The sequence below is a fragment of the Bacillus cereus group sp. BceL291 genome, assembly GCF_051776705.1.
Classification (GTDB): domain Bacteria; phylum Bacillota; class Bacilli; order Bacillales; family Bacillaceae_G; genus Bacillus_A; species Bacillus_A cereus.
In genome coordinates, this window is record NZ_JBPWAP010000037.1 from 1 (window position 1) to 25,241 (window position 25,241).

Here is a 25,241-nt window from a genome sequence, read left to right on the forward strand (position 1 = left end):
TCTTGAATCGAAAGATTCATAAAAAACGTCATCCTTTCTAGTTAGCTTTTTAGAAAGAATAACGTTTTTTTACACTTGGGGGTAGTCTAGATTCTTAAGTTGATGGGCATGGGGTAGGAACAGATTATAACATTTTATTATATACGAGGTTTAAAGAAGAATTAAGTAAACAAGAAAATGCATTTTTAGCTACGAAAGAAACATTCAAATCAGCAGGTAAAACTGTATTATATAGCGGAATAGCGGTGCTAATTGGTTTTGCATCACTTGCTTTAGCAAGTTTTAAATTATATCAATCTACTTCAGCGGTAGCAATTGGTGTTTTAGTATTATTACTCGTATTAACGACTTTAAATCCATTTTTCATGGTGCTTTTAGGAAAAGGAATGTTTTATCCGGTTAAAACATTTAAAGGTCATGAGGATAGTCGCTTATGGGGATTCTTTGCGAAAAACTCAGTAGCAAGGCCATTTGTCGCTTTAATCATCGTATTCGTAATATCGATTCCTTTCGTATTAAAATACTCTAATACACTTAATTACAATGATTTATTTGAAGTGGATAATAAGTATGAATCCAAGATGGGTATTAACGTAATAGAGGATCATTTTCCGCCTGGTTTCTCTTCACCGAGTACATTAGTCATTCAATCTGATAAAAAGCTGGATGAAGGAACTTCTCTACAAATTTCAGACGAATTAACTGATAAAATTTCGAAAGTTAAAGGTGTGTCAGAAGTATATGCACCAACACGTCCAACTGGTGAGAAGATAAAAGAATTATATTTAAATAAGCAAGCGGGAGAATTGAATACAGGATTAGGAGATGCCGATGGTGGCATAAAGGAAATTAATGATGGATTAACAGATGCGAAAAATAAAATGGGAAGTAATGATTCAAATAGTCTTGCGAATGTTCAAAAATTAATTGATGGAACGAACGAGGCGAAAAACGGGGTATCAGCATTAGGAACAGCTTTACATCAATTATCAAATGGCATAAACGACGGTGCACAAGGAGCACAGCAAATTGAGAGTGGTTTAGCTTCAGTAAACGAAAATATAAATGTTCTATCTAATGCAACGTCGCAGCTGCATGCTGGTTATGCACAGTTAGAAAAAGGTTTAAACTCTTACGATCAATACTTCGGAAGTATTTCTCAAGCGATTGATGGTGCGAAAAAGGGATATGAACAAATTGAAATGTTAATGACCAATTTCGTTCAAACGAAACCAGAATTAGCGAATGATCCAAACATACAACAAACGATAGGAATTGCTAAAGAGGCTCAAAAGAAATTAAGCGTACTTTCAAATGAATTAAATCAATTAGCAACACAGCACAAAACGGCGATGAGTTCATTTAAAGAAGCGAATCAATCGTTACTGAAAGTGGATAACGGCTTAAAAGAAATGAGCAATGGAGTTAATAAGTTACAAAAGGGAGCAGCCGATCTTAAAAATGGATTAAATGAAGGTTCTTCAGGTTCAAAACAAATTGCAAATAAATCAGTTGAGTTACAATCTGGATTAACGAAAATAAACGATGGGCAAGGACAACTTTTAACGGGCCTTAAAGACCTGCAAGAAAAGATGGGGCAATTACAATCCGGTTTATCTAAAAGTACAGAAGGGCTTGGAAAAGTAAGTAATGGCCTGCATGACGCACAAAAATATTTAGGGGAGCTCAATGAATCGAAGAGCTCTGAGAAGTTTTATATTCCAAAAGAAGTGCTAGAGGGAGAAGATTTCCAAAAAGCATTGAACACGTACATGTCGCAGGATAGAAAAATTGCTAAAATGACTATCATTTTAGATGTAAATCCGTATTCAAAAGAAGCGATGCCAATTATTCAAGAAATCAATAAAACAATCGATGGCACTGTAAAGGGAACGGAATTACATGATGCGAAAACAGCAATTGGCGGAACAACAGCTAGAAACGTTGATTTAAAAGAAGTAACAGGGCAAGATTTCTTACGTACAGCTACAATTATGTTAATTGGAATTGCGATTGTATTAATCGTAATTACACGCTCATTACTAAACACAATATTTATTATTGGCTCATTACTATTAGCGTACTTCGCATCACTCGGTATAAGCGAACAAATTAGTGCACATGTATTACATGTAGATTCATTAAGCTGGAATGTTCCATTCTTTAGCTTCATTATGATTGTCGCTTTAGGAGTGGATTATAGTATTTTCGTAATGATGCGCTATAACGAGATAGAAGGGGATTCGGTAACGAAAATTGTAACTGCATCTCGTCATATAGGAGGAGTTGTATTATCAGCTGCGCTAATTTTAGGCGGGACATTTGCAGCATTAATTCCATCAGGTGTATTAACACTTATACAAGTTGCATCAGTAGTTGGCGTTGCACTTCTTCTATTAGCTTTAATTGTGATGCCGATATTATTACCGGCGTTAATAGGGTTAACGAGTAAAATGAAGAGTTACAAAGAGAAAATAATAAATACGAAATAAGAAGAGACTGTAGGGAATGATTTCTCTACAGTTTTTTCGGTATATAATATTTCAGATGAAAATGAATCCTATATATTACAGAATGAGCAGTGAAAGGTTATATGAGAAAGAGGTCGATGATATACATACAATAGCTAGGGGAATGGACAAAAACTATCCGATTTCATTGTAGAAAGGTAATCAACCGTTGCTATTCATCCAGCTTCTACTATATAATAGCTATAGTCTACAATAATTGAGTCGTAATATGCGATTTTTTAAGACAATCGGTGAGAAAACGCTGAAATAAGCGGTATTAGTAGGAGGACACAAATGATTACAGTAAGTAACGTTAGTTTGCGTTTCGCGGATCGCAAATTATTTGAAGATGTTAACATAAAATTCACGCCAGGTAACTGCTACGGTTTAATCGGAGCAAACGGTGCTGGTAAATCTACATTCCTAAAGATTTTATCTGGAGAAATTGAACCATCAACAGGTGACATACATATTACGCCAGGTGAGCGTCTAGCAGTATTAAAACAGAACCACTTCGAATATGAAGAGTTCCCAGTATTAGAAACAGTAATTATGGGTCACACGCAACTTTACAAAGTAATGCAAGAGAAAAATGCTATTTACATGAAAGAAGACTTTAGTGATGAAGATGGAATGCGCGCTGCTGAACTTGAAGGTGAGTTCGCTGAGCTTAACGGTTGGGAAGCTGAGTCAGAAGCTGCAATTCTTCTTAAAGGTTTAGGTATTGGTGAAGACCTTCATGATAAGAAATTGTCAGAATTAACTGGGGCAGAGAAAGTAAAAGTATTACTTGCTCAAGCTTTATTCGGTCAACCTGACATTCTATTATTAGATGAGCCTACCAACCACTTGGACTTAAAAGCGATTCAATGGTTAGAAAACTTCTTAATGAACTTTGAAAACACAGTTATCGTAGTATCCCATGACCGTCACTTCTTAAATAAAGTATGTACGCACATGGCTGACCTTGATTTCGGTAAAATTCAACTTTATGTTGGTAACTATGACTTCTGGTATGAGTCAAGCCAATTAGCTTTAAAATTAACACAAGATGCTAATAAGAAAAAAGAAGAGAAAGTAAAAGAGTTACAAAACTTCATTGCACGCTTTAGTTCAAACGCTTCTAAAGCGAAACAAGCAACTTCTCGTAAAAAATTATTAGACAAAATTACATTAGATGATATTAGACCGTCATCACGTCGTTACCCATTCGTTGGCTTCACACCTGAGCGTGAAGTAGGAAATGACTTATTAACTGTTGAAGGTCTTTCTAAAACAATTGATGGTGAAAAAGTGTTAGATAATGTGTACTTCACTTTAAATAAAGGTGATAAAGTTGCATTTATCGGCCGTAACGATATTGCGATGACAACATTATTTAAAATTCTTATGGGTGAAATGGAGCCGGATAGCGGTTCATTCAAATGGGGTGTTACAACCTCTCAATCTTACTTCCCAAGAGATAACTCTAAGTACTTTGAGAACAGTGATTACAACTTAGTTGAATGGTTACGTCAATTCTCTCCACAAGATGAGTCTGAAAGCTTCTTACGTGGTTTCTTAGGCCGTATGTTATTCTCAGGTGAAGAAGTTAAGAAGAACGTTTCTGTATTATCTGGAGGCGAAAAAGTTCGTTGTATGTTATCTAAAATGATGTTAAGTGGTGCGAACGTAATCACACTTGACGATCCAACGAACCACTTAGACCTTGAGTCAATCACAGCATTAAACAACGGTTTAATTGCATTCAAAGGTACAATATTATTCACATCTCATGACCATCAGTTCGTGCAAACAATTGCAAACCGCATTATCGAAGTAACACCAAACGGTGTAATCGATAAAGAGGCTACTTATGATGAGTTCTTAGAAAATGAGGAACTTCAAAAACAAGTAGATGCAATGTACAAAGGTCAATAATATATAATGAAAAAACTCGTTCTTTTTAGAGCGAGTTTTTTTGTCGAGAAAACGTAACATCGCTGGTCGGTCAAATGAATAATTATTCAAATATAATATTAATGAACAGGAGAATTCTTTCATGTATGGAAGGGATGTAATGACTTTAAGATTTAAAGAGTTAGTTGAAGAAGGGAAATGTAAGTGGAGTAATATAATCAAATCGTATTATTTTGTCATGTGAAATATGTACCAAATTTGGAGATAGAATAGTTTGCGAATGAGTTTATAAAGGTATATAGTATGGGGTGTCATAATTAGTGGATGAATCTTGGGAGAAAACAGGAAATGTTACAAATTTATTTTGTTAAATAGAAACCAAGGTCAAAATGTCTAGAAAGAAATAGTTGAATAAATACTAGCTTCAAATTATAATTACTAATATTCTTCATATAGTTAAATAAAGATAATCTATTTGAAGAAGAAAATTTGAATAGAGAGACAGACTTATAAAAAATAAGCCTTGGATGATCAAAAGAGGTGGAGAAATGAAACAGTTCTTATTAAAGAGCAAAAGTGTGTTAAGCAATCATTTTGGATTCTTTCTGTTTGCCGTTATTTTATTGTGGCTCAAAACATATGCAGCTTATGTAACGGAATTCAATTTAGGAATTTCAAACACAATCCAAAAATTCTTGCTGTTTTTTAACCCGCTTAGTTCAGCAGTTCTATTTTTAGGACTTGCATTATTTGCAAAAGGGAAACGATCTTATATTTGGTTAATTATCATTAATTTGTTATTGTCGATTCTTTTATACGCAAACGTAGTATACTATCGCTTTTTCAGTGACTTTATTACGTTCCCGACATTAACACAAACGAATAACTTTGGAGATTTAGGTGGTAGTATTCTTGCGTTGCTACATCTTTATGATCCATTATACTTCTTAGACACGATTATATTAATTGTGTTAGTCGCAACAAAATTTGCAAATCCAAAACCAATTCGTGTTGCGAAGCATAAATTATCTCTAGTATTTGTAGTAGGTATTTTATTATTCAGTGTTAACTTAGGTCTTGCAGAGTCTGACCGTCCTGAATTATTAACAAGAACGTTTGACCGTAATTATATTGTGAAATATTTAGGTGCATACAACTACACAATTTATGATGGAATTCAAAGTGCGAAAGCATCAACAGAACGAGCATTAGCGGATGGCGATAATATGACAGAAGTACGAAATTATTTAACATCAACTTATGCAAGTCCAAATCCTGAGTATTTCGGTAAAGGAAAGGGAATGAACGTAATTTACATTCATTTAGAGTCATTCCAAAACTTCTTAATTGATTACAAATTAAATGGTCAAGAAGTTACACCGTTCTTAAACTCATTTACAAAAGATGCGAATACACTATACTTTGATAACTTCTTCCATCAAACAGGACAAGGGAAAACATCTGATGCGGAGTTTATGTTAGAGAATTCAATGTTTGGCTTACCGCAAGGTTCTGTCTTTACAACGAAATCTCATAATACGTATCAATCAGCACCAGCTATTTTAGGACAACAAGGATACACATCAGCAGTATTCCACGGTAACTACAAAACATTCTGGAACCGTGACGATATTTATAAATCATTTGGTTTTAATAAATTCTTTGATGCGTCATACTACGATATGAATGAAAAAGACGTAGTAAACTACGGATTAAAAGATAAACCGTTCTTTAATGAATCTATTCCGTTATTACAAACGTTGAAACAACCGTTCTATACAAAGTTTATTACGTTATCGAACCATTTCCCTTATCCAATCGATAAGGCAGAAGCAACGATTGAACCAGCAACAACAGGTGATTCATCAGTAGATACGTACTTCCAAACAGCACGCTATTTAGATGAATCTGTAAAAGGCTTCATCGATTACTTGAAACAATCTGGTTTATATGATAACTCAATTATTGTTATGTACGGAGACCATTACGGTATTTCAGATAATCATAATGCAGCAATGTCAAAAGTAATGGGTAAAGAAATGAACTCATTTGAAAATGCACAGTTACAACGTGTACCATTAATCGTTCGTGTACCAGGAGTGAAAGGTGGCGTACAACATCAATACGGTGGTGAAATTGACGTTCTTCCAACGCTATTACACTTACTAGGTACAGATACAAAGAATTATGTTCAATTCGGTTCTGATTTATTATCACCAGATCATAAACAAGTCGTTGCGTTCCGTAACGGTAACTACGTAAGCCCAACAGTTACTGCACTAAACGGCAAATACTATGATACAACTACTGGAAAACCTGTAGAATTTACAGATGAAATAAAGAAAAATGAACAAATGGTTCAAAACTCACTAAAATACTCTGACCAAGTCGTAAATGGTGACTTATTACGATTCTACACACCGGAAGGATTCACTCCAGTAGATCGTTCGAAGTATAACTATAACAACCGTGATAAAAACAAAACGAAGGTAAAAACGACTCCGGAAGGGGAAGCTAAATAAATAATAAAAGGCGCTATTCATATGAATAGCGCCTTTTATTTGTAAATATACCATCATTATGAGACAAAACCAGCTGTTGCTTTTTGTTTTGCCTTTCCGAAGAAAACTACACCGACGATGATAATAATGATAAATGCCCATTTAACGAAAGGGTTACTTTCGAAAAATCCAGCGAACCATTTCTCATCTACAATCATTTTCGCGGCAGTATAAGCTAAAACGGCTGCTCCGATCGTAATGATGACAGGAAAACGATCCACCCATTTTAAAATTAATGTGCTGCCCCATACGACTACTGGAATAGACACTAATAGTCCGATGATTACTAAAGAAAAGTTACCATGGGCAGCTCCTGCAACAGCGAGTACATTATCAATGCCCATTAACGCATCAGCAATAATAATGGTTTTAATAGCAGACCAAAATCCTTCTTCGGCTTTAATATCATGATTTTTGCCCTCAGCGATCAGCTTGTAAGCGATCCAAATAAGAAGTACACCACCAATTAGGAGTAATCCAGGTATTTTTAATAACCAAACGACAACTAAGGTAGCGAGAGCCCTAATAGCAATTGCTCCAATGGTTCCCCAAATGATAACTTTCTTTTGTTGGTCTTTCGGTAATCTTCTTGCTGCTAATCCAATTACGATGGCGTTATCTCCGGCTAACACTAAATCGATTACAATAATGGCAAGCAAGGCAGACAAATATTCAGGTGAAAGAAAATCCATATACATATCACTCCTTAAGAGTAATATGTGCTAAAGTGTTGATAATATAAAAAAGGATTGAAATTGTATATTCAATCCTTTTTTGACTGTATTCTGATATGTATGTTTTTATTTTGAATAAGTCGCTTATGTAGTTTTTTACTTATCGCGTTTCTTTCTTAAATTGATTCCAAGTTTCTTCAGTTTGCACTATAAATACGATTATATAACATCTACTTATTTAAACTAGGTTAAAGATAGCATGTGATATTTCAAAGTTAAATTTATTTGATAAAAGGGAAGGGACGTATAATATTGATATGGTGCAAGCGTGTATAGGTTTTCTCTATAAGGAAATTCTAAAAACGATAAAAAAGACTTGATAACCTACTAGAGGGGATCAAGTCTTTTCATTACATACGATTATCATGCCAGAAGTTTAATGGGAAGTGTTCGTTCTCATTATATGCTTCTAATTCATATCCTTTTTCTTTCAGTCCTTTAATAATTCCAGGTACTGCTTTTACTGATTGTGGATGAATATCATGCATAAGGATAACTTCTGTTGGATTTGTAGAATGAGCTAGAACGTTTTCTACAATTTTAGCTGATGCAGCATCAACTTGCATTTTGTTATATTTCCAGTCTAAAGAATCAATTGTCCAATCCCAAACTTTTAAGCCATTGTCTACAACTTTGTTGCGAAGAGCTTCGTTTAATCCTGGCATAGAGCCGTAAGCTGGACGAGTTAATACTGGTGATTTACCTAAAACACCAGCGATTAAGCCTTGGTCTTCCTTCATTTCATCTACGTAATGACCTTCAGTATAAAGTTTCTTGTAGTTATGAGTCATACTGTGCATCCCAACGTAGTGGCCTTCAGCATCTTCGCGTTTTACAAGATCAGGGAAAGCTTTTACGTTTGAACCAATTAGGAAAAATGTTGCTTTTGCATTTTCTTTCTTTAACATATCTAAAAGCTCAGCTGTGTATTTTCCAGGACCGTCATCAAATGTTAAATAAGCGACTTTTCTAACTTGCCCGTTATAATGTTTTGGAGCTTCTTTCGGAGCAAGAGATGTTTGAATCTCACTTACAAGTTGAACAGATTTTGCTTCATCCTCTGTACTAGCTAAAGCAGTATGTACTGATCCAAAAGCCGCTTCGTATGTGAATAATACTCCCGCACAAACTAACATAGCCCTTTTTACTAAAGTTGTCATTCGAATTCCATTGTGCATAATTTTCCTTCTCTCTATAAAAGTTCTACTCTACTATATTAGCAATTATAGGTAGGGAAATGCAAAGAAACTTTTTTACACTTGTAAAAAAGTTTACCCAAAAGTATGCAAGATTTTATATCAATTGCAGTTTTGAAAAATAGAATGAATTTAAACTTTCAATCACCAAATCATACTTTCGTATCACTTCGTTTTCGTTCCAAATATTGATTCGAATATTTTTGATTTTTATTAAAATATTGGTAAAGAAACAATTATATGAAAAAAGGAGCGGGAATATGAATAATTATATTTGCACTACATGTGGAGTACAGTATCCCGAAAATGAAGAAGCACCTTCTCACTGTAAAATTTGTAATGAGGAAAGGCCATATGTTAATCCAATTGGGCAGTCATGGATAACATTAGAAACAATGCAAAATAGCAATTTATACTAAAGTCCTATTGTTTATTAACTAATAGGTCTTTCAACTTAGGAAGCTCACACTAATGAGGGATGTTAAAGGGAATATATCTAACCTATACTAATTACTATAAAGCTTTGGAAAATGAAAAGGAGGAGATTTGCATGAAGAATTGGGTTCAATTTAGAATTGCAAGACCAACAGATAAATTGGAAGAAGTGATTAGTTTTTATGAAACAGGATTAGGATTAAAACGTATAGGGGAATTTCACAATCATGAAGGATATGACGGGGTTATGTTTGGATTACCAGATGAAGAGTATCATTTGGAGTTTACTTCACATGTTAATGGAAGTCCATGTCCGGCACCGACAAAAGATAATTTACTAGTTTTTTATATGCCTAATAAAGATGAAATTGAAAATATAGTAAATCGATTAAGTAATATGGGCTACCATGAGGTGGAACCAGAAAACCCGTATTGGATAGAGAAAGGAACCACAATAGAGGATCCAGATGGTTGGAGAATTGTGCTTATGAATGCATCTGAATAAGGAAACTATTTTCATATGAAATAGAGTGTAGCAAAATGATTTAGACATAAATCCCTACAGCGTTTGTAGGGATTTTTATATAAGAAAATCTTATTGAGAGAGTTATTAAAATGTAGAAAGTATTTTGGCTAAGAATAAATGTAGTAAACATAATTTATGAAGGAGGTATAAAAGTATGATAGTAAACCATTTTAAGGAGTTTTCTAAATATGTTGGAAATACACATCTCATTAAAAGTTCTTTCGTAGTTTATATCTTATTCTACGGAAAATTGATACCATCAAAAAACTGTATGTTTAACATGTATAGTTTTTTGATGGTGTAGCTGTGCAATGTTTAAAAATTTCACATACCGTATTTTAAAAATAAATATAGGAAAACCAAAAAGTAATGTAGAATATATCGTACATACATATATACAGTCAACATAAAAGATAAAGAGGTGGGTATATGTTACTTGAGGAAGTAATGCAGCAACTAGAGGAATATGGAACAGAACAAAATCGAAAAACGTATAAAAACCACGGAGCGAAAGAGCCGTTATTTGGAGTTAGTTTTGCGAATTTAAAATTGTTAAAAAAGAAGATAAAAAAAGATCATGATTTAGCAGTTGGATTGTGGGAAACGAAAAATATGGACGCAATGACATTAGCAACTTATATTTTAGATCTGAAAAAAATAACGACAGAACAGCTTAATAGTTGGATTCAGGATGTTGATTATTACTGTTTGATGGATGTTCTTATGACATCTATATGTACTTCGCCAATTGCAATAGAAAGAATGGAAGAGTGGACAAAGTCTAATGATGAATGGATTGGAAGAGCTGGCTGGTCTTTATTAGCAAATATAGCGATTAAAAATAAAACGTTACATGATGATTTCTTCTCTCCGTACTTAGAAGAGATTAAAGAAAATATACATAATGAAAAAAATAGAAAAAAAGAAGCGATGAATAGTGCTTTAATCGCAATAGGAATTCGTAATGAAGACTTAGAGCGACAAGCGATTGAAATTGCACGTGAAATTGGAAAAGTAGAGGTTGATCACGGTGCAACATCATGTAAAACACCAGATGCAGAAAGCTATATAAAAAAAGCGAGAGAAAGAGCTGAAAAAAAGAAAGTGAAATAAGAAAAGAGGATCGGTTATGAAAGCAATTGACGCAGCACAAAACATAATTACATTACAATTTTCTAATTGTGATGTAGCTTTACTCGGCGGAAGCGTTGTACGAGGAGAAGCGACGAAAACATCTGACCTTGATATTGTAATAGTTGACCAAAGTTTAACTTCTTGCTATAGGGAATCTTTCTATAGTAATGGATGGCCTGTTGAGGTGTTTGTTCATAATTTTGAAACATATAAAACCTTTTTCAAAATGGATTGTGATCGAGGGAGACCGTCGTTACCACAATTAATTTCGGAAGGGATTGCATTAAAAGGGGAAAAGGAAATTGTTGAGAAATTAAAAAAAGAAGCGAATGATTTACTACATAAAGGACCAGCTAAATGGACCGAAGAAACGATTAAGCAGAAGCGATATTTTATTACGGATACTTTAGATGACTTTATTGGTGCAACAAAAAGAGAAGAAGAATTGTTTATCGCTAATTTATTAGCGGATTTAGTACATGAATATGTATTAAGAGTAAATGGTAAGTGGCTTGGGAGTTCAAAATGGTTTATTAGAGTGCTAAAAAGATATGATGAGCAATATGCAAACAAATTTGTAGCGGCTTTTGATTATTTTTATAAAACGGGAGAGAAAAATGAATTAATTCATTTTATAGAAAAGACGTTAGAACAGTATGGTGGAAGAGTGTTCGAAGGATTTTCTATTGGTAAATAAAAAGGGGAGAGAAAAATGAATGTACCATATGTTCAATTAAGAGAATTGACACTAGATGATGTAGAAGATCGCTATCAATGGTCATTAGATAGAGATGTAACAAAGCATTTAGTCGTACCAGATCAATATCCTCCGTTCACTCGTGGAGATACGAGAAACTGGATTGAAGCTTGTATAAGCCGAAAAAATGGTTATGAACAAAGGGCAATCGTTACTGAGGCAGGTATACATATTGGATGGGTAGACCTTAAAAATTTTGATAAAACAAATAAAAATGCTGAACTAGGAATTGCGATTGGAAATAAAGACTATTGGGGTAAAGGATTTGGAATGGCAGCTCTAAACAGCATGTTACAAATAGGTTTTTCTCAGTTTGAATTGGAGAAAATTTGGTTACGTGTAGATGAAGATAATACAAAAGCTAAAAAGAGTTATGAAAGTGCCGGATTTGTATGCGAAGGGTTAATGAGAAATGATCGATTGAGACAGGGGAAGTTCATTCATCGCAATCGTTACAGTATATTAAAAGAAGAGTATGAATCAAAAAAAGTAGCCTATAAAAATATTATGTAAATTAAAAAGGGGAAGATAAAATGATTCGATTACTTACAAAAGCGGATGCAAAACAATATTGGGAGTTACGTTTACAAGCATTACAAGTAAATCCAGAAGCATTTATAACGACTTATGAAGAAGCAGTACGTCAAGAAAATCCTCTTGAACGAGTTGCTAGTAATCTTTCATCCAAAAGTAGTTTTACATTTGGTGCTTTTAATAATGAAAATCGTTTAGTTGGGGTTGTTACTTTATTAACAGAAGAAAAAGACGCATATAAGCATAAAGGACATATCGTTGCAATGTATGTAGATACTGAAAATCGAAGAAGTGGTCTTGCACGTGATTTAATACGTAAAGCAATTGAAAGGGCAAAAGAGATGAAGCTAGAGCAATTGAATTTAGGGGTTGTGTCAACGAACGAACCAGCCAAACGATTATATGAATCAATGGGATTTAAAACATACGGAATTGAAAAAAGGGCTATAAAAATGAATGGTGTGTATAGTGATGATGAACATATGGTGTTGTTCTTTTAAGAGAGGAAGTTTTGTATGAAAAAGGCGAAACTGCGACAATAAGATGGTGAATATGGCATATAGCAGATCATAATTGGTATCATCAAGCTCATATCAGTCGTTTGAGGAAATTATACAGAGAATATAAACTACATATTCTTTAATTTTTGAATGAACGAACGCCCCTAAATAATAATTAAAGGAGGCGTTTGTTTTTATTCGTTCGCTTTTCTTCCCAAGCTATCATTAAATTTTTATGATAATCTTTTGGTTTCTCAATAGAAAACCAGTAAATTGAATGTGCAATAGTTGGTAGCCATCTTTTATAGCGGATGTGTATATTTTCATGGTGAGTATAGTGGGTCGAGATTAAAGTAGATTTTGACCCTTGAAAATTTTGATATGTAATGGCCTCGATTTCATACCAATGCACTTTATTCCCATGTAAATCTACTACAATTCCTTCATCATCCCAAAGTGAAATGTAAGTTTGTATGTAGATTTTTCATCGCGTATACTAAAATATATGTCATAGAGATAAAAAATTAAATACAAGGGGTTTTACAATGAAAGCAATTGTTATAGGGATATTGGCATCATTTTTCTTTGCCTTTACCTTTGTTTTAAACCGGGCAATGGACTTAGAAGGTGGAAGCTGGATTTGGAGTGCATCATTACGGTATTATTTTATGGTTCCAATGCTATTACTTATTGTTATGTATAGAGGGAACTTAAAGCAACTCTTTCAATATATGAAAAACAATCCGAAAGAATGGTTAGTGTGGAGTATCGTTGGATTTGGTCTCTTTTATGCACCGCTTAGTTTTGCTGGAGCGTTCGGACCAGGTTGGCTTGTTGCATCAACATGGCAAATTACAATCGTTGCAGGGATTTTGTTAACACCATTTTTTGCGGTGGATCCACTACATAAAAAACTTCCGATGAAGGAATTAGTTATGTCGGGCATTATTTTATTCGGTGTTGTTCTCATGCAAGCAGAACATGCTTCTTCATTAGGTATTCGTGAAACCGTTTTATGTGTAGTTCCTGTACTTATTGCAGCATTTGCGTATCCTCTTGGAAATAGAAAAATGATGCAAGTTTGTAAAGGGGAATTAGATGTATTTCAGCGAGTACTCGGTATGACATTAGCAAGTTTACCATTTTGGTTTTTATTATCTGGTTACGAAGTATCAACAGGCGGATTACCGTCAAGTAGCCAAGTTTTTCAATGTTTTATTGTAGCAGTTAGCTCTGGGTTAATCGCGACAGTATTATTTTTCTTTGCAACAGATCTTGTGAAAGATGATCCGCAAAAATTAGCAACAGTGGAAGCGACGCAGTCTGGTGAAGTTTTATTTGCGCTAGTAGGAGAGCTGATCTGGTTATCTGCACCAATTCCGTCATCATTATCTTGGATTGGTATGAGTCTCGTTATTATTGGAATGATACTTCATAGTTATGTGGCTGTCGTTGTAAAAAAAGAAGAAAAAATAACGGCGTAATGAGATTAGCTCTTTTTATTAAGAGTTAGTCTTTTTTTCATAGAAAGGGATGAAAATATGAATTTACATCGCGTTGAACAAATTGAAAAAGATTCAATATTAAATGTGCTACAATATGCCGTCGGTCCAAATGAAATAAGCTTAAAGAAAGCAGTATTATTTTATCAAAGTAATAAAGGGACTTTGTACAAATATGAAGAAAAAGCTTGTCTAGGTATTGAAGTAATCGGAGCAACTAAAGCACGAGTATGTCATATAGCAGTGGCTCCAGATTATCGTCAAAAAGGAATTGCACTGCAAATGATTAAAGAAGTGGTAAGGATATATCAATTGACTTATATAGAAGCAGAGACAGACGATGGGGCGGTAGAATTTTATAAAAGAATTGGTTTTCAAGTTAAAAGTTTAGGAGAAAAATATCCAGGGATAGAAAGATTTCATTGTTACATGGAAAAATAGCATGAAAATATACAATTGTACATATTGAATATAGTTTGAAAAAAATAATAATTTCATTATATAATATAGGTATCTGGAAAAATATAGATAAAAGAAGATGGGTGTATAACAAGTGAGAATGGATAAAAGTAAGTTTATAAAAATAGCTACTTCAATAGGGGTGTCATCTTTTTTATTAACAGGTTGTGGTGATTATGAAGAAGAAACTGCTCAGCAAGAAAGTACAGCTGTTAAAACAGATGGTGCAAAACAAAGAAATGAACAAGAAACATTAAATTGTGATGATAAAGCCCCAACCAATGAAAATGTAGAGAAAGATGAGTTATGCAAGGAAAATAATCCGTCATTTTCATCTTATCATGAAAACTCTCATTTACCGATACTTCCATTTGTAGCAGGATATTTATTAGCGAGTAGAACTTCAAATATGAATTATACAGCAAAACCAAATTTAATGAAGAAACCGTATGCAAATAATGTTATTCCATATCGTGAAAAAGATGAGCGTAGAACAGGTGGCGGTAGTAGCGGTGGTTATACTGGTGGTTCTAACGGTAACAATAATACTTCCAATAAAGTAGATTTAAATAAACAGCAGCCAAATCCATCCAATAAAGTAACACCAGATACAAATACGCCAAAATCATCTACTACGCAAACACCGAAAGTAAACTCTGGTTCAAGTGGAATTGGAAACGCAAAAGCGCCAGCAGGATCCTAAAACGAAAGGGTAATGGAGTAATGTATACAGAACGAGAGCAAGAAGAGTATATGAAAGTATGGTTTTCACTTGCAGAAGAGGCTAGTAGGAATGGTTTCACTTGGCCTAGTCTGTTAGAGAATGAAGAATGGAATCAATATATGGCAACAGGGATGTATCGCATGCCAGCAAAAACTTATACTGCTATCTCAAAAGCGACAGAAGAAATCATGTATGTGTTATATAGAACGTATCAATATATTGTAAATACGACAGAAGATTTTCAAAAACTTGGATTCCCAGCTGAAGCGTGGGAAATGGCGAGAATGAAACATAATGGTTTATTTTCATATTTTACAAGGTTTGATTTTATCGTAAATGGTGACGATATAAAATTAATAGAAGTAAATTGTGATACGCCAACAGGCTATTTAGAACCGTCTGTCGCAAATGAAGTGTTATGCCGTTATCATGATGTAAATCACCCAAACCATATAGAAGAGCATATTGTGCAGGCATGGGAACAAATTAAACATGACTATCATATAGGCCCTGAAGAGACGATATATTTTACTAGTTATGATTGGCACGATGAAGATAGTCAAACGGTTCAGTTTTTAAGAACGTATTGCTTAAATCAGTCAACGGACTATGTAGGAATACAAGACATTGTCGTTGCGGAAGATGGTATATATACGCCAAGTGGAGAAAAAATAAAATATTTATATAGACTGTATCCAATAGAGTATTTAGTAACGGACGTTGATAAGAATGGAAAAAGGATTGGTTTACAATTTTTAGATCATATTGCGCAAGAAAGAGTGAAAATTATTAATCCGCCAGCCGCGTTTGTTATGCAAAACAAAAGTGTACTCGCACTAATTTGGAAGCTTTATGAAGAAAGTGTTTTCTTTACAGAAGAAGAGCAAGACATTATTTATAAATACTTTCTACCAACATATTTTTCAAATAAGCGATTTCTAGAAAGACATGAATCATACGTTTCAAAACCTGTATTTGGTCGTGAAGGTGGCGGAGTATCTATATACGAAAATGATGAATTATTAGCTGAAGATAAAACAGAGTATTACTTTGAACAAAGGAAGATATACCAGCAATACATAGAAATGCCTGACTATACCATTGACACATGGGATGGTCCATATACTGGTAAACTATTAATTGGCTCTCACTGTATAAGCGGAAGAGCAGCAGGCTTATTTTTACGTGTAGGTGAGAAAATAACGGGAAACTTATCAATGTTTACTGGGGTTACAATTGAAGGATAAAGTAAACAAAGAGCTCATCATTTGTGATGAGCTCTTTCGTCTATGTATAAAACAGCTTTTTATGGTTGGATGTAAAATCTTCACTTTCTTTTTGTGTTTTAAATCTGAATATTATAATTCAAATATTTTTTGTGTAATAATATTACTATTTTTTATAGATGTGAAAAATGATTAAGTTAAAAATTAAGAAAAATATGATAATATATTTATATAAAAGTTTAAATTTACGTAGCTAGTGGGGGAACCAATATGAAAATGAATGAAATAGTAGCAAGTACACAATTTCCAAATACAATCGAAACAATAACAAAAGATTTAAAAGCATTAGGAGTCGAAAAAGGAATGACAATTATCGTTCATTCATCACTAAGTTCTATCGGGTGGATATCTGGTGGTGCGGTTGCTGTAGTAGAAGCATTAATGAAAGTTGTTACGGAAGAAGGAACGATAATAATGCCAACGCAATCTTCGGATTTGTCCGATCCGAAACATTGGTCAAGACCACCTGTACCGGAAGACTGGTGGCAAATTATCCGAGATAACGTCCCAGCATTTGATTCACGTATAACCCCAACAAGGGGAATGGGTGAAATAGTTGAATGTTTTCGTACATATCCGAATGTAGTACGTAGTAATCATCCGTTAGGAAGTTTTGCTGCATGGGGAAAACATGCAGTAGAAATAACAATGAACCATTCGTTATCAATGAGCTTTGGAGAAGAATCTCCATTAAGAAAAATATATGATTTAGACGGGTACGTATTATTAATTGGTGTTGGATATGATTCCAATACGTCTGTTCATTTATCCGAGGTGCGTTCTGGTGCATGTGAGTTAATACAAGTAGGAGCACCTATTATAGAAAACGGTGAAAGAGTGTGGAAAGAGTTTTTTGAAATGGATTACGAATCTGAGAAGTTTGTAGAAATTGGTGTGGAGTTTGAGCGAAAAGGAACTGTAAAAAATGGGAAGATAGGGAATGCAACGTGTCGTCTAATGAAACAGCGTGATATAGTTGACTTTGGAACAGAATGGTTTCGTAAGAAAAATTAGTAAGGGATGGTTACAATGAAGGGGAAAAAGGTATTAATTACGAGCGGTGGTTGTCTAGAAAAATGGGATCAAGTACGCGGGCATACAAATATGGCCAAAGGTACAATCGGAAGGATAATCGCAGAAGAACTTCTAGCTAAAGGGGCACATGTTATATATTTACACGGTTATTTTGCGGAGAAACCGAGTGATGTACATAGAGGGTTAGAATTACATCCATTTGAAGGAATCGTTGATTTACAAGATAAAATGAAAAGTATCATATCACATGAAAAGATTGATGCAGTCATTATGGCAGCGGCTGGATCAGATTGGATTGTGGAGAAAATTTGTGATCAAGATGGTAATGTTCTTAATATGAACGGAAAAATTTCAAGTGATATAGCACCGATTATTCACTTTCAAAAGGCTCCAAAAGTATTAAAACAAATAAAAGAATGGGACCCAGAAACAGTACTTGTTGGTTTTAAACTTGAAAGTGATTTAAATGAAGAAGAACTGTTTGAAAGAGCAAAAAATAGAATGAAAGAAGCAAGGGCGAATGTAATGATTGCGAATTCACCACATTCTTTATATTCGCGCGGAGCTGTGCATTATGTAATTGGACAGGATGGTAAAGGGAAGTTGTGTAATGGGAAAGATGAAACAGCGAAAGAAATTGTCAAAAGCTTAGAGTTATTATGTAATCGTGTCACTGCTTTTTAAAATTAAGTTTTTAGATGAGAATGAATCCGCATAGTAATAAGTAAGCGAAACTTTAATTGGTGGGAATTTTACTTTTACACGAATGTGAAGCGTATACCAATCAAGAGCTATACACAGAATAATTGGTGAGGAGTGGATTCTATGGAACATTTATTAAAGCAAGCTATTAAACTTAGAAACGAAAAGAAATATGCGCAGTCTAAAGAGATGCTTATAGGATTAACAAACTTTACAAAGGATGCAGAAGTACTGTATCAGTGTGCGTGGATACATGATGTAATGGGGCTAGAAACAGAAGCAGTTCCGTATTATGAGCAGGCAATCGCAAATGGACTTGATGGCGAATCGCTTTGCGGTGCTTATATTGGTTTAGGAAGTACATATCGTTGTATAGGGGAATATGAAAAGGCAATTACAGTATTAGAAGCTGGGGTGAAAAAATTCCCAGAGAACGCTCCGATGAAAGTATTTTTATCATTAGCAAAATATAACGTAAACGATCACGAATCAGCGATGAAATTATTACTTGAAACTGTCGTGAAAGTAGAGGAAGTAAAAGAATTTGAACGTGCCATTTCATTTTATAAAGACCATTTAAATGAGGTTTTTAAATAAAGGAGTGAACGTATGGAGGTTACACTATCACGAAGGCGAAAAGGTGTTTGGATTGGACTCGTCTTTTTAATTATGCTACCAAACTATTTATTGTATGCCCTTCCAATTGTACCAGTTGCGCCGAAAGAAGTTGTGCTTGGGTCATTATTAGATTGCATGTTTGTCATTCCAATCATCACGTATTTCTTCATTATTCGAAAAAGATACTCGTTAACGTATATAGTTCCTGTTGTAATAGCTGGTTATATTTTTGCGAGATTTATTATTCCAAGTGACTATTTACAAGCTTTTTCATTCATCTCTTATATTATTGTTGCGGCTGAAATTGCATTTGTAGGTCTAGAATTATTCCTTCTCTATAAAATTGTTAGAGTGCTTCCTAAAATAATAAAAAAATATAAAGAATATAGAAGAGAAAATTATTCCTTTTCTTATGCAATTGATGCAGCGTTTGACGCTACTATGAAAAGAAGTAAGTTAGTAGATGCCATTCTAACAGAGTGTAAGTTAATCTATTATGCGTTTTTATCGTGGCGTGAAAAAGTACCAACAGGTAAATCTGTATACTCATATCATAAAAAGACTGGTGCTATAGGTGTGTATATCATGATTATTCATGCAACAATAATTGAAAGCATTGGTTTTCATTATTTACTACATCAGTGGAATCCAGTAATAGCATGGATTTTACTTACTTTAAATGTATACGCGATGATTTATTTTATAGCTGAAATACAAGCGATGCGCAAAAATCCCCTTGTCGTAACAGAAGAACAAGTAGTCATTCAAATCGGATTAGGAAAGAAAATTGTTATGCCATTTACACAAATTGATAATATTGCGTTCTACAAGGGTGAATTGCTAACGGCAAAAGAAAGGAAACAGGTATTGGATGCAACTGTTATGGAGTTCATAAAAGAACCTGCTACTTTTGAAATAACATTAAAAGAGCCAGTGAAAGCGCAGTTGTTATACGGCTTTTCTAAAACAGTAAGTCGTGTTTACTTAAATGTTGATGAAGAACGAAAATTTTATGATGCGGTTAAGGAAAAGTTAAAACATGAGTAATAGTGCTGTTAGTTACATAAAAACAAATGAGCTTCCGTTAGAAGTGAAAAAATATGAAACATGGATAGTGAAAAACTCTTTCTAAATAAGAAGGAGTTTTTATTATATACTTTTATAAAACATTATATAAAAAACTATACACTTCTTTATCACTACATAAATGGATATAATTGAGGATAGAACTAGCATAAGGGGAAACAAAATAATGAATAAGTTACTTACATCGAAAATTGAAATTATAGAAAGAAAAATCCGGTATAACTCAACAATAGTAGATCACAATTGCTTATTACTTGAAAAGCAATCACAAAGTATCGTTTTATTTCACGAGGTGCAGTATTCATTTACAATGACTGCAAATGATACTAAGTTAACAATCCCAAAAGGAAGTTATACAATCGCATATTACTGGAAAGATCGTCCGTACAATTTATACGTATGGAGAGATATAAAAGGAAAGTATTTAGGTTCCTATTTTAATATTGTAAAAAACACACAAATAAAAGATGAAGTGGTTTCCTTTGAAGATTTAATCATCGATATTATGGTACTTCCAAATGGAGAATACTTCATATTGGATGAAGATGAATTACCAGAACCATTAGGGAATTTCGAAGGTGGTTATGTGAGGAAAGCTCTTTATGGATTAAAAGAAATCATTCAAAAAGAGCTGCCACCAATAGTTTTGGAGACAGCCAGGGTGCAGAGGAAATAAAATTTAATTACATAAATATTTTGGATGGGAATGAGTAGTCTCAAGTTATATGATCTAACTTTTTTAATAAATCTAAGGTTAGTAGCATATTTCTTGAAATTACTCTTTTTTTTGTAGAAATTTCGTCGCTTAGTTATTAAATTCCATCAAATGCATTTAGCGTGTGAGTTTTCTTATTGGTTACAGTGGATTAAAAATCAGAAAAAATAGTAAGTAAATGATATCGTTCAAATAAACAACAGTAAAAATATTCAAACGAATCATATGTATGTTTTGATAAAACCTAGTTGACTTATCGGAAATATTTGTATAATATGTACTTAATTCCATAACGTATTGCTGATTGGAGAAACCAAAGGCATTTTATCTGTTGATAAAATGCCTTTGGTTTTTTTATTGCACAAATACTGAATCTGTTCATTTATATGAATCATTTTAAGGAGGAGAAGAAATGACTGTTTCAATTGATGGGGTATCAAAATATTTTTTGAAACAAACTGGTACTGTTCAAGTATTAGAGAATATTAATTTTCAATTAGAGAAAGGGGATTTTGTTACAGTAATTGGTCCGAGTGGGTGCGGAAAAAGTACATTACTAAAAATTGTTGCCGGTCTAGATAATGATTTTGAAGGGGAAGTTGTTATTGACGGGGAGCCTATCTTAAAAACGAGCAAGAAACAAGGTTTTATTTTTCAAGAACATAGGCTTTTTCCATGGTTAACAGTTGAAGAAAATATAGCGGCAGATTTATCGTTAAAAGATAAGTATGTGAAAGATAAGGTAAGAGAATGGGTTGAAATCGTTCGGTTAGATGGCTTTGAAAAATCGTATCCGAAAGAAATTTCAGGCGGGATGTCACAACGTGTTGCGATAGCGAGAGCGTTATTAAGAGATCCAAATGTATTATTACTTGATGAACCTTTTGGAGCGCTGGATGCTTTTACTCGAAGTCATTTACAAGAAGTATTGCTAAATATTTGGGAGCAGAAGAAAACAACAATGATATTCGTTACACATGATATAGACGAAGCGATATATCTTTCAAACCGAATCATCATTATGAGTGCAAAACCAGGGAAAATACATAAAGTGATTGAAAATAATTTGGCTTATCCGCGAAATAAAACTTCTCAATCGTTCCAACAACTTCGAACGAAAGTATTACAGCAGTTTGAATATGGAGGGTTGATTCAAACAAGTATATAGGAAAAGGGTGATTTTATATGTATAAAAAATTAAAAATTCTTTCTTTTGCTTTAGCTATATCAGTATGTTTGTTAGGATGTGAAAAAAGTACAGCAAGTAGTAAGAAAGAAGATGTAACAATACAAATTGGTATACAACAAGGATTAAGCCCGCTATTACTAGCAAAGAAAAAGGGGTGGTTTGAAGAGGAGTTTAAAAAAGAAGGAGTTAAAGTGAAATGGACAGAGTTCCAAAGTGGACCTCCTTATTTTGAAGCAATCGCATCAAACCGATTAGACTTTGGTGAAGTAGGGAATTCTCCAGTCATTTCAGCGCAAGCAGCAGGTATTGGATTTACCGAAATCGCCAATACAAGTTATGCGAGAAAAGGAACTGGAATTCTCGTTCAAAAAGATAGTAAGATTGCGAGTGTAAAAGATTTAAAAGGTAAAAAAATTGCAGTAGCAAAAGGAAGTAGTGCCTTTAATTTATTATATCGAGCACTTGATAAAGAAGGTATTGATGCAAAAGATGTAAATGTCATTCAATTACAACCAGATGAAGCGCAGCCTGCATTCGAATCAGGATCAGTAGATGCATGGGCGATTTGGGACCCTTTCATATCATTACATACGTTAAATAAAGGTGCGAAGGTGATTGCAGACGGTGAAACATTAAATGTCTCTTCACCAGAATTTTTAATTACGAGGACAAAATTTGCGAAAGAACATCCAGAATTAGTTGAGAAATTCCTCAAAGTTTATGAGAAAGCACGTGTATGGCAAGATGCTAACTTAGATGAAGCAATAAAAGTATACACTTCTGTAAAAAAGATAGATGCAGAGATTGTAAAAGAAGTGTTTAATCACGACAAACCAATTTTAGTTCCGGTAACTAAGGAAATAATAGCAGAACAACAAAAGACTGCGGATTTTCAATATAAGCTCGGTTCTATAAAGAAAGAAATTAAGACGGAAAAAGTTGTAGATAATTCTTTCGTAGAAAAAGCATTGAAAGCGAAGTGAAAAGAGGTTTTGTAAAGTGGAAAATACGAAAGCTGTTATGAAACCAGCGAGTATAACGATTAAGAAAAATGGCATAAAGAAGGTACGAAAGTTAAATGTAAAAGTTTTAGTAAGGGCGATTACTATACCGGTTATTATATTAATAATTTGGCAGTTGGCTGGCGTATTCGGTCTTGTTTCTAAAACAGTTTTACCAACACCATTAGATATTTTTCTAGCTTTCCAAGAGCTTATTAAAACAGGAGAGTTATTCGGCCATTTAAGTATTAGTGTATTCAGGGCTGCGGCTGGTTTCTTTATTGGTGGGGGCTTAGGAATCATTTTAGGAACGATTGTTGGATTTTCAACGAGAAGTGAGCAATATTTAGACCCATCTGTGCAAATGTTAAGAACTGTACCTCATTTAGCTGTTGCGCCGCTTTTCGTATTATGGTTCGGTTTTGGTGAAACATCAAAAGTGTTATTAATTGCAGATGGTGCATTTTTTCCTTTATACGTAAACGCATTTTTAGGTATTAGAGGTGTGGATTCAAAGTTATTTGATGTTGCGAGAGTGTTAGAGTTTAGTAAAAGAAAATTAATCACGAAACTAATTTTACCAGCTGCATTGCCTAACCTTTTACTAGGAGCAAGGTTATCGTTAGGTGTTGCGTGGGTGAGTTTAGTAGTAGCAGAACTTATGGGGTCTACAGAAGGTATTGGCTATATGATTATGGATGCAAGGCAATTTTCAAATACAGATATCGTATTTGTCGGCATAATTATATTTGCATTTGTTGGGAAGTTTTCTGACTCTCTAGTACGTTTACTAGAAGTGAAGTTTTTAAGATGGCGAGATAACTTTAAAGGTGAGACAGGGAATTAACATATAAATTATTAGGGGTAATTTATATAGAATGTGTTAGTATACGATTCAAAATAAATAAGGGGTGTGTAAAGGTATGGAATTATTATGGTTTATTCCGGCTTATGGAGATGGTCGATATTTAGGAACGACAAAACGAGGAAGAGCAGCTGAATATGGTTATTATAAGCAAGTTGCTGCGGCAGCTGATTATTTAGGATATACGGGTGTTTTACTTCCAACTGGTCAAGGATGTGAAGACCCTTGGGTGTTAGCTTCAGCTCTTGCTGCTGAAACAGAAAAACTAAAATTTTTAGTAGCAGTGAGACCAGGACTAATGTCCCCTACAGTTGCAGCGAGGATGGCATCTACATTTGATAGAATTTCACATGGGAGGCTGCTTATTAATGTAGTAGCTGGAGGGGATCCAGTTGAACTACAAGGAGATGGATTATATCTTGATCATGATGAAAGATATGAAGCAGCGGATGAATTTTTAAAAGTTTGGAAATCGACATTGCAAGGTGAAACGATCTCTTTAGAAGGAAAACATATTAAAGTTACAGATAGTAAAGTTGTATTCCCACCAGTTCAAATACCATATCCTCCTATATATTTCGGAGGATCGTCAGCTGCTGGAAAAGAAGTAGCAGCTGAACATAGTGATGTATATTTAACGTGGGGAGAGCCGCCAGAGCAAGTGAAAGAGAAAATAGAAGAAGTAAGAAAACTTGCAGAAGAGAAGGGGCGTACAGTGCGATTTGGCATTAGATTACACGTAATTGTAAGAGAAACAGAAGAAGAAGCATGGGAAGAGGCAGAACGTTTAATTCAATATGTGGATAATGAAACAATTGAGCTTGCTCAAAAGACATTTGCAAGATATGATTCGGTTGGTCAAAAACGGATGACCCATTTAAATAAAGGTACGAGAGAGTCGTTAGAGATAAGCCCTAATTTATGGGCTGGAATCGGACTTGTAAGAGGTGGGGCAGGTACTGCACTTGTAGGCGATCCGCATACAGTAGCAGAAAGGATAAAAGAATATGAATCGTTAGGAATTGATACGTTTGTTTTATCAGGATATCCGCATTTAGAAGAAGCGTATGAAGTGGCAGAATTGTTATTCCCATTATTGAAAGACGAGAAGAAAGAAGAAAATAAAATTGTTGGTGAAATGATTGCTGATGCATATGCATTAAAAAAATAGTGAGAAATAAAGTTTCACTTATTTATTGCTTCATTTTGTTTACTGCCTGTTAACACGAGATAAAAAACCCGCAAGTTATTCGCTTGCGGGTTTTCATCGTAA

General features: G+C 34.1%; 23 protein-coding genes and 2 pseudogenes. 23 read left to right on the forward strand and 2 right to left on the reverse strand.

Annotated elements, in window-relative coordinates; all coding sequences use genetic code 11:
* Positions 1 to 110: 110 nt before the first annotated feature.
* The 3 genes and pseudogenes from ACS2CR_RS21165 to ACS2CR_RS21175 all read left to right on the forward strand — a co-directional run.
* A pseudogene (locus tag ACS2CR_RS21165) lies at positions 111 to 2,492 on the forward strand (MMPL family transporter); the annotation flags it as partial.
* Between the two features lie 312 nt (positions 2,493 to 2,804).
* Positions 2,805 to 4,430 (forward strand): ABC-F family ATP-binding cassette domain-containing protein, encoded by a 1,626-nt coding sequence (locus ACS2CR_RS21170; RefSeq protein WP_000633864.1) that lies wholly within the window; start codon positions 2,805 to 2,807, stop codon positions 4,428 to 4,430.
* Positions 4,431 to 4,957: 527 nt separating this feature from the next.
* On the forward strand, positions 4,958 to 6,931 hold the full coding sequence (locus ACS2CR_RS21175; protein WP_000808774.1) for an LTA synthase family protein: 1,974 nt from the start codon (positions 4,958 to 4,960) through the stop codon (positions 6,929 to 6,931).
* Positions 6,932 to 6,987: 56 nt separating this feature from the next.
* Here the strand turns inward: ACS2CR_RS21175 and ACS2CR_RS21180 are convergent, their stop codons facing one another.
* Together ACS2CR_RS21180 and ACS2CR_RS21185 are read right to left on the reverse strand one after the other, a co-directional pair.
* Positions 6,988 to 7,662 carry a TerC family protein gene (locus ACS2CR_RS21180; RefSeq protein ID WP_000346944.1) on the reverse strand — a complete coding sequence of 225 codons (675 nt, stop codon included), beginning with the start codon at positions 7,660 to 7,662 and terminating at the stop codon, positions 6,988 to 6,990.
* 392 nt (positions 7,663 to 8,054) lie between these two features.
* A complete protein-coding gene (locus tag ACS2CR_RS21185; protein WP_000551443.1) occupies positions 8,055 to 8,882 on the reverse strand; it encodes a peptidoglycan-N-acetylglucosamine deacetylase in 828 nt (275 codons plus the stop codon).
* 278 nt (positions 8,883 to 9,160) lie between these two features.
* On the opposite strand from ACS2CR_RS21185, the gene ACS2CR_RS21190 reads away from it, so the two are divergent.
* The 20 genes and pseudogenes from ACS2CR_RS21190 (at position 9,161) to ssuD (ending at position 25,139) form a co-directional block, all read left to right on the forward strand.
* Positions 9,161 to 9,319, forward strand: coding sequence for a hypothetical protein (locus tag ACS2CR_RS21190; RefSeq protein WP_001067270.1), 159 nt, complete (start codon positions 9,161 to 9,163; stop codon positions 9,317 to 9,319).
* Positions 9,320 to 9,450: 131 nt separating this feature from the next.
* Positions 9,451 to 9,840, forward strand: a complete 390-nt coding sequence (locus tag ACS2CR_RS21195) for a VOC family protein (RefSeq protein WP_000800677.1) — start codon at positions 9,451 to 9,453, stop codon at positions 9,838 to 9,840.
* Positions 9,841 to 10,290: 450 nt separating this feature from the next.
* Positions 10,291 to 10,974 (forward strand): DNA alkylation repair protein, encoded by a 684-nt coding sequence (locus ACS2CR_RS21200; RefSeq protein ID WP_153602586.1) that lies wholly within the window; start codon positions 10,291 to 10,293, stop codon positions 10,972 to 10,974.
* A 16-nt stretch (positions 10,975 to 10,990) separates the two neighbouring features.
* Positions 10,991 to 11,692: a nucleotidyltransferase domain-containing protein gene (locus ACS2CR_RS21205; protein ID WP_053514301.1), complete on the forward strand. Its 702-nt coding sequence runs from the start codon at positions 10,991 to 10,993 to the stop codon at positions 11,690 to 11,692.
* 15 nt (positions 11,693 to 11,707) lie between these two features.
* Positions 11,708 to 12,265, forward strand: coding sequence for a GNAT family N-acetyltransferase (locus ACS2CR_RS21210; RefSeq protein ID WP_001102496.1), 558 nt, complete (start codon positions 11,708 to 11,710; stop codon positions 12,263 to 12,265).
* 20 nt (positions 12,266 to 12,285) lie between these two features.
* Positions 12,286 to 12,786: a GNAT family N-acetyltransferase gene (locus tag ACS2CR_RS21215; RefSeq protein ID WP_053514302.1), complete on the forward strand. Its 501-nt coding sequence runs from the start codon at positions 12,286 to 12,288 to the stop codon at positions 12,784 to 12,786.
* Positions 12,783 to 12,929 (forward strand): annotated as a pseudogene (locus ACS2CR_RS21220) (DinB family protein); the annotation flags it as partial. The gene ACS2CR_RS21215 and the pseudogene ACS2CR_RS21220, both read left to right, overlap by 4 nt.
* A gap of 402 nt (positions 12,930 to 13,331) precedes the next feature.
* Positions 13,332 to 14,270 (forward strand): DMT family transporter, encoded by a 939-nt coding sequence (locus ACS2CR_RS21225; RefSeq protein ID WP_000644587.1) that lies wholly within the window; start codon positions 13,332 to 13,334, stop codon positions 14,268 to 14,270.
* 57 nt (positions 14,271 to 14,327) lie between these two features.
* A complete protein-coding gene (locus ACS2CR_RS21230) occupies positions 14,328 to 14,729 on the forward strand; it encodes a GNAT family N-acetyltransferase (RefSeq protein ID WP_053514303.1) in 402 nt (133 codons plus the stop codon).
* Between the two features lie 112 nt (positions 14,730 to 14,841).
* Positions 14,842 to 15,450, forward strand: a complete 609-nt coding sequence (locus ACS2CR_RS21235; protein WP_001242170.1) for a hypothetical protein — start codon at positions 14,842 to 14,844, stop codon at positions 15,448 to 15,450.
* A 20-nt stretch (positions 15,451 to 15,470) separates the two neighbouring features.
* Entirely contained in the window at positions 15,471 to 16,718 is a 1,248-nt protein-coding gene (locus ACS2CR_RS21240) for a glutathionylspermidine synthase family protein (protein WP_000287883.1), read from the forward strand.
* A gap of 249 nt (positions 16,719 to 16,967) precedes the next feature.
* Positions 16,968 to 17,771 carry an aminoglycoside N(3)-acetyltransferase gene (locus ACS2CR_RS21245; RefSeq protein WP_000783344.1) on the forward strand — a complete coding sequence of 268 codons (804 nt, stop codon included), beginning with the start codon at positions 16,968 to 16,970 and terminating at the stop codon, positions 17,769 to 17,771.
* A gap of 15 nt (positions 17,772 to 17,786) precedes the next feature.
* A complete protein-coding gene (locus ACS2CR_RS21250) occupies positions 17,787 to 18,476 on the forward strand; it encodes a phosphopantothenoylcysteine decarboxylase domain-containing protein (protein WP_000676724.1) in 690 nt (229 codons plus the stop codon).
* A 141-nt stretch (positions 18,477 to 18,617) separates the two neighbouring features.
* The gene (locus tag ACS2CR_RS21255) at positions 18,618 to 19,091 is read left to right on the forward strand and encodes a tetratricopeptide repeat protein (protein WP_000400636.1); all 474 of its coding nucleotides are present in this window, start codon (positions 18,618 to 18,620) and stop codon (positions 19,089 to 19,091) included.
* A gap of 12 nt (positions 19,092 to 19,103) precedes the next feature.
* Positions 19,104 to 20,159: a hypothetical protein gene (locus ACS2CR_RS21260; RefSeq protein ID WP_053514304.1), complete on the forward strand. Its 1,056-nt coding sequence runs from the start codon at positions 19,104 to 19,106 to the stop codon at positions 20,157 to 20,159.
* A 205-nt stretch (positions 20,160 to 20,364) separates the two neighbouring features.
* A complete protein-coding gene (locus ACS2CR_RS21265; RefSeq protein WP_001037878.1) occupies positions 20,365 to 20,874 on the forward strand; it encodes a DUF402 domain-containing protein in 510 nt (169 codons plus the stop codon).
* A gap of 451 nt (positions 20,875 to 21,325) precedes the next feature.
* A complete protein-coding gene (locus ACS2CR_RS21270; RefSeq protein ID WP_000218581.1) occupies positions 21,326 to 22,081 on the forward strand; it encodes an ABC transporter ATP-binding protein in 756 nt (251 codons plus the stop codon).
* A gap of 17 nt (positions 22,082 to 22,098) precedes the next feature.
* A complete protein-coding gene (locus ACS2CR_RS21275) occupies positions 22,099 to 23,085 on the forward strand; it encodes an aliphatic sulfonate ABC transporter substrate-binding protein (RefSeq protein ID WP_000277087.1) in 987 nt (328 codons plus the stop codon).
* A gap of 16 nt (positions 23,086 to 23,101) precedes the next feature.
* Positions 23,102 to 23,950 (forward strand): ABC transporter permease, encoded by an 849-nt coding sequence (locus ACS2CR_RS21280; RefSeq protein ID WP_000432134.1) that lies wholly within the window; start codon positions 23,102 to 23,104, stop codon positions 23,948 to 23,950.
* A gap of 76 nt (positions 23,951 to 24,026) precedes the next feature.
* A complete protein-coding gene (gene ssuD, locus ACS2CR_RS21285; protein WP_053514306.1) occupies positions 24,027 to 25,139 on the forward strand; it encodes an FMNH2-dependent alkanesulfonate monooxygenase in 1,113 nt (370 codons plus the stop codon).
* Positions 25,140 to 25,241 lie beyond the last annotated feature (102 nt).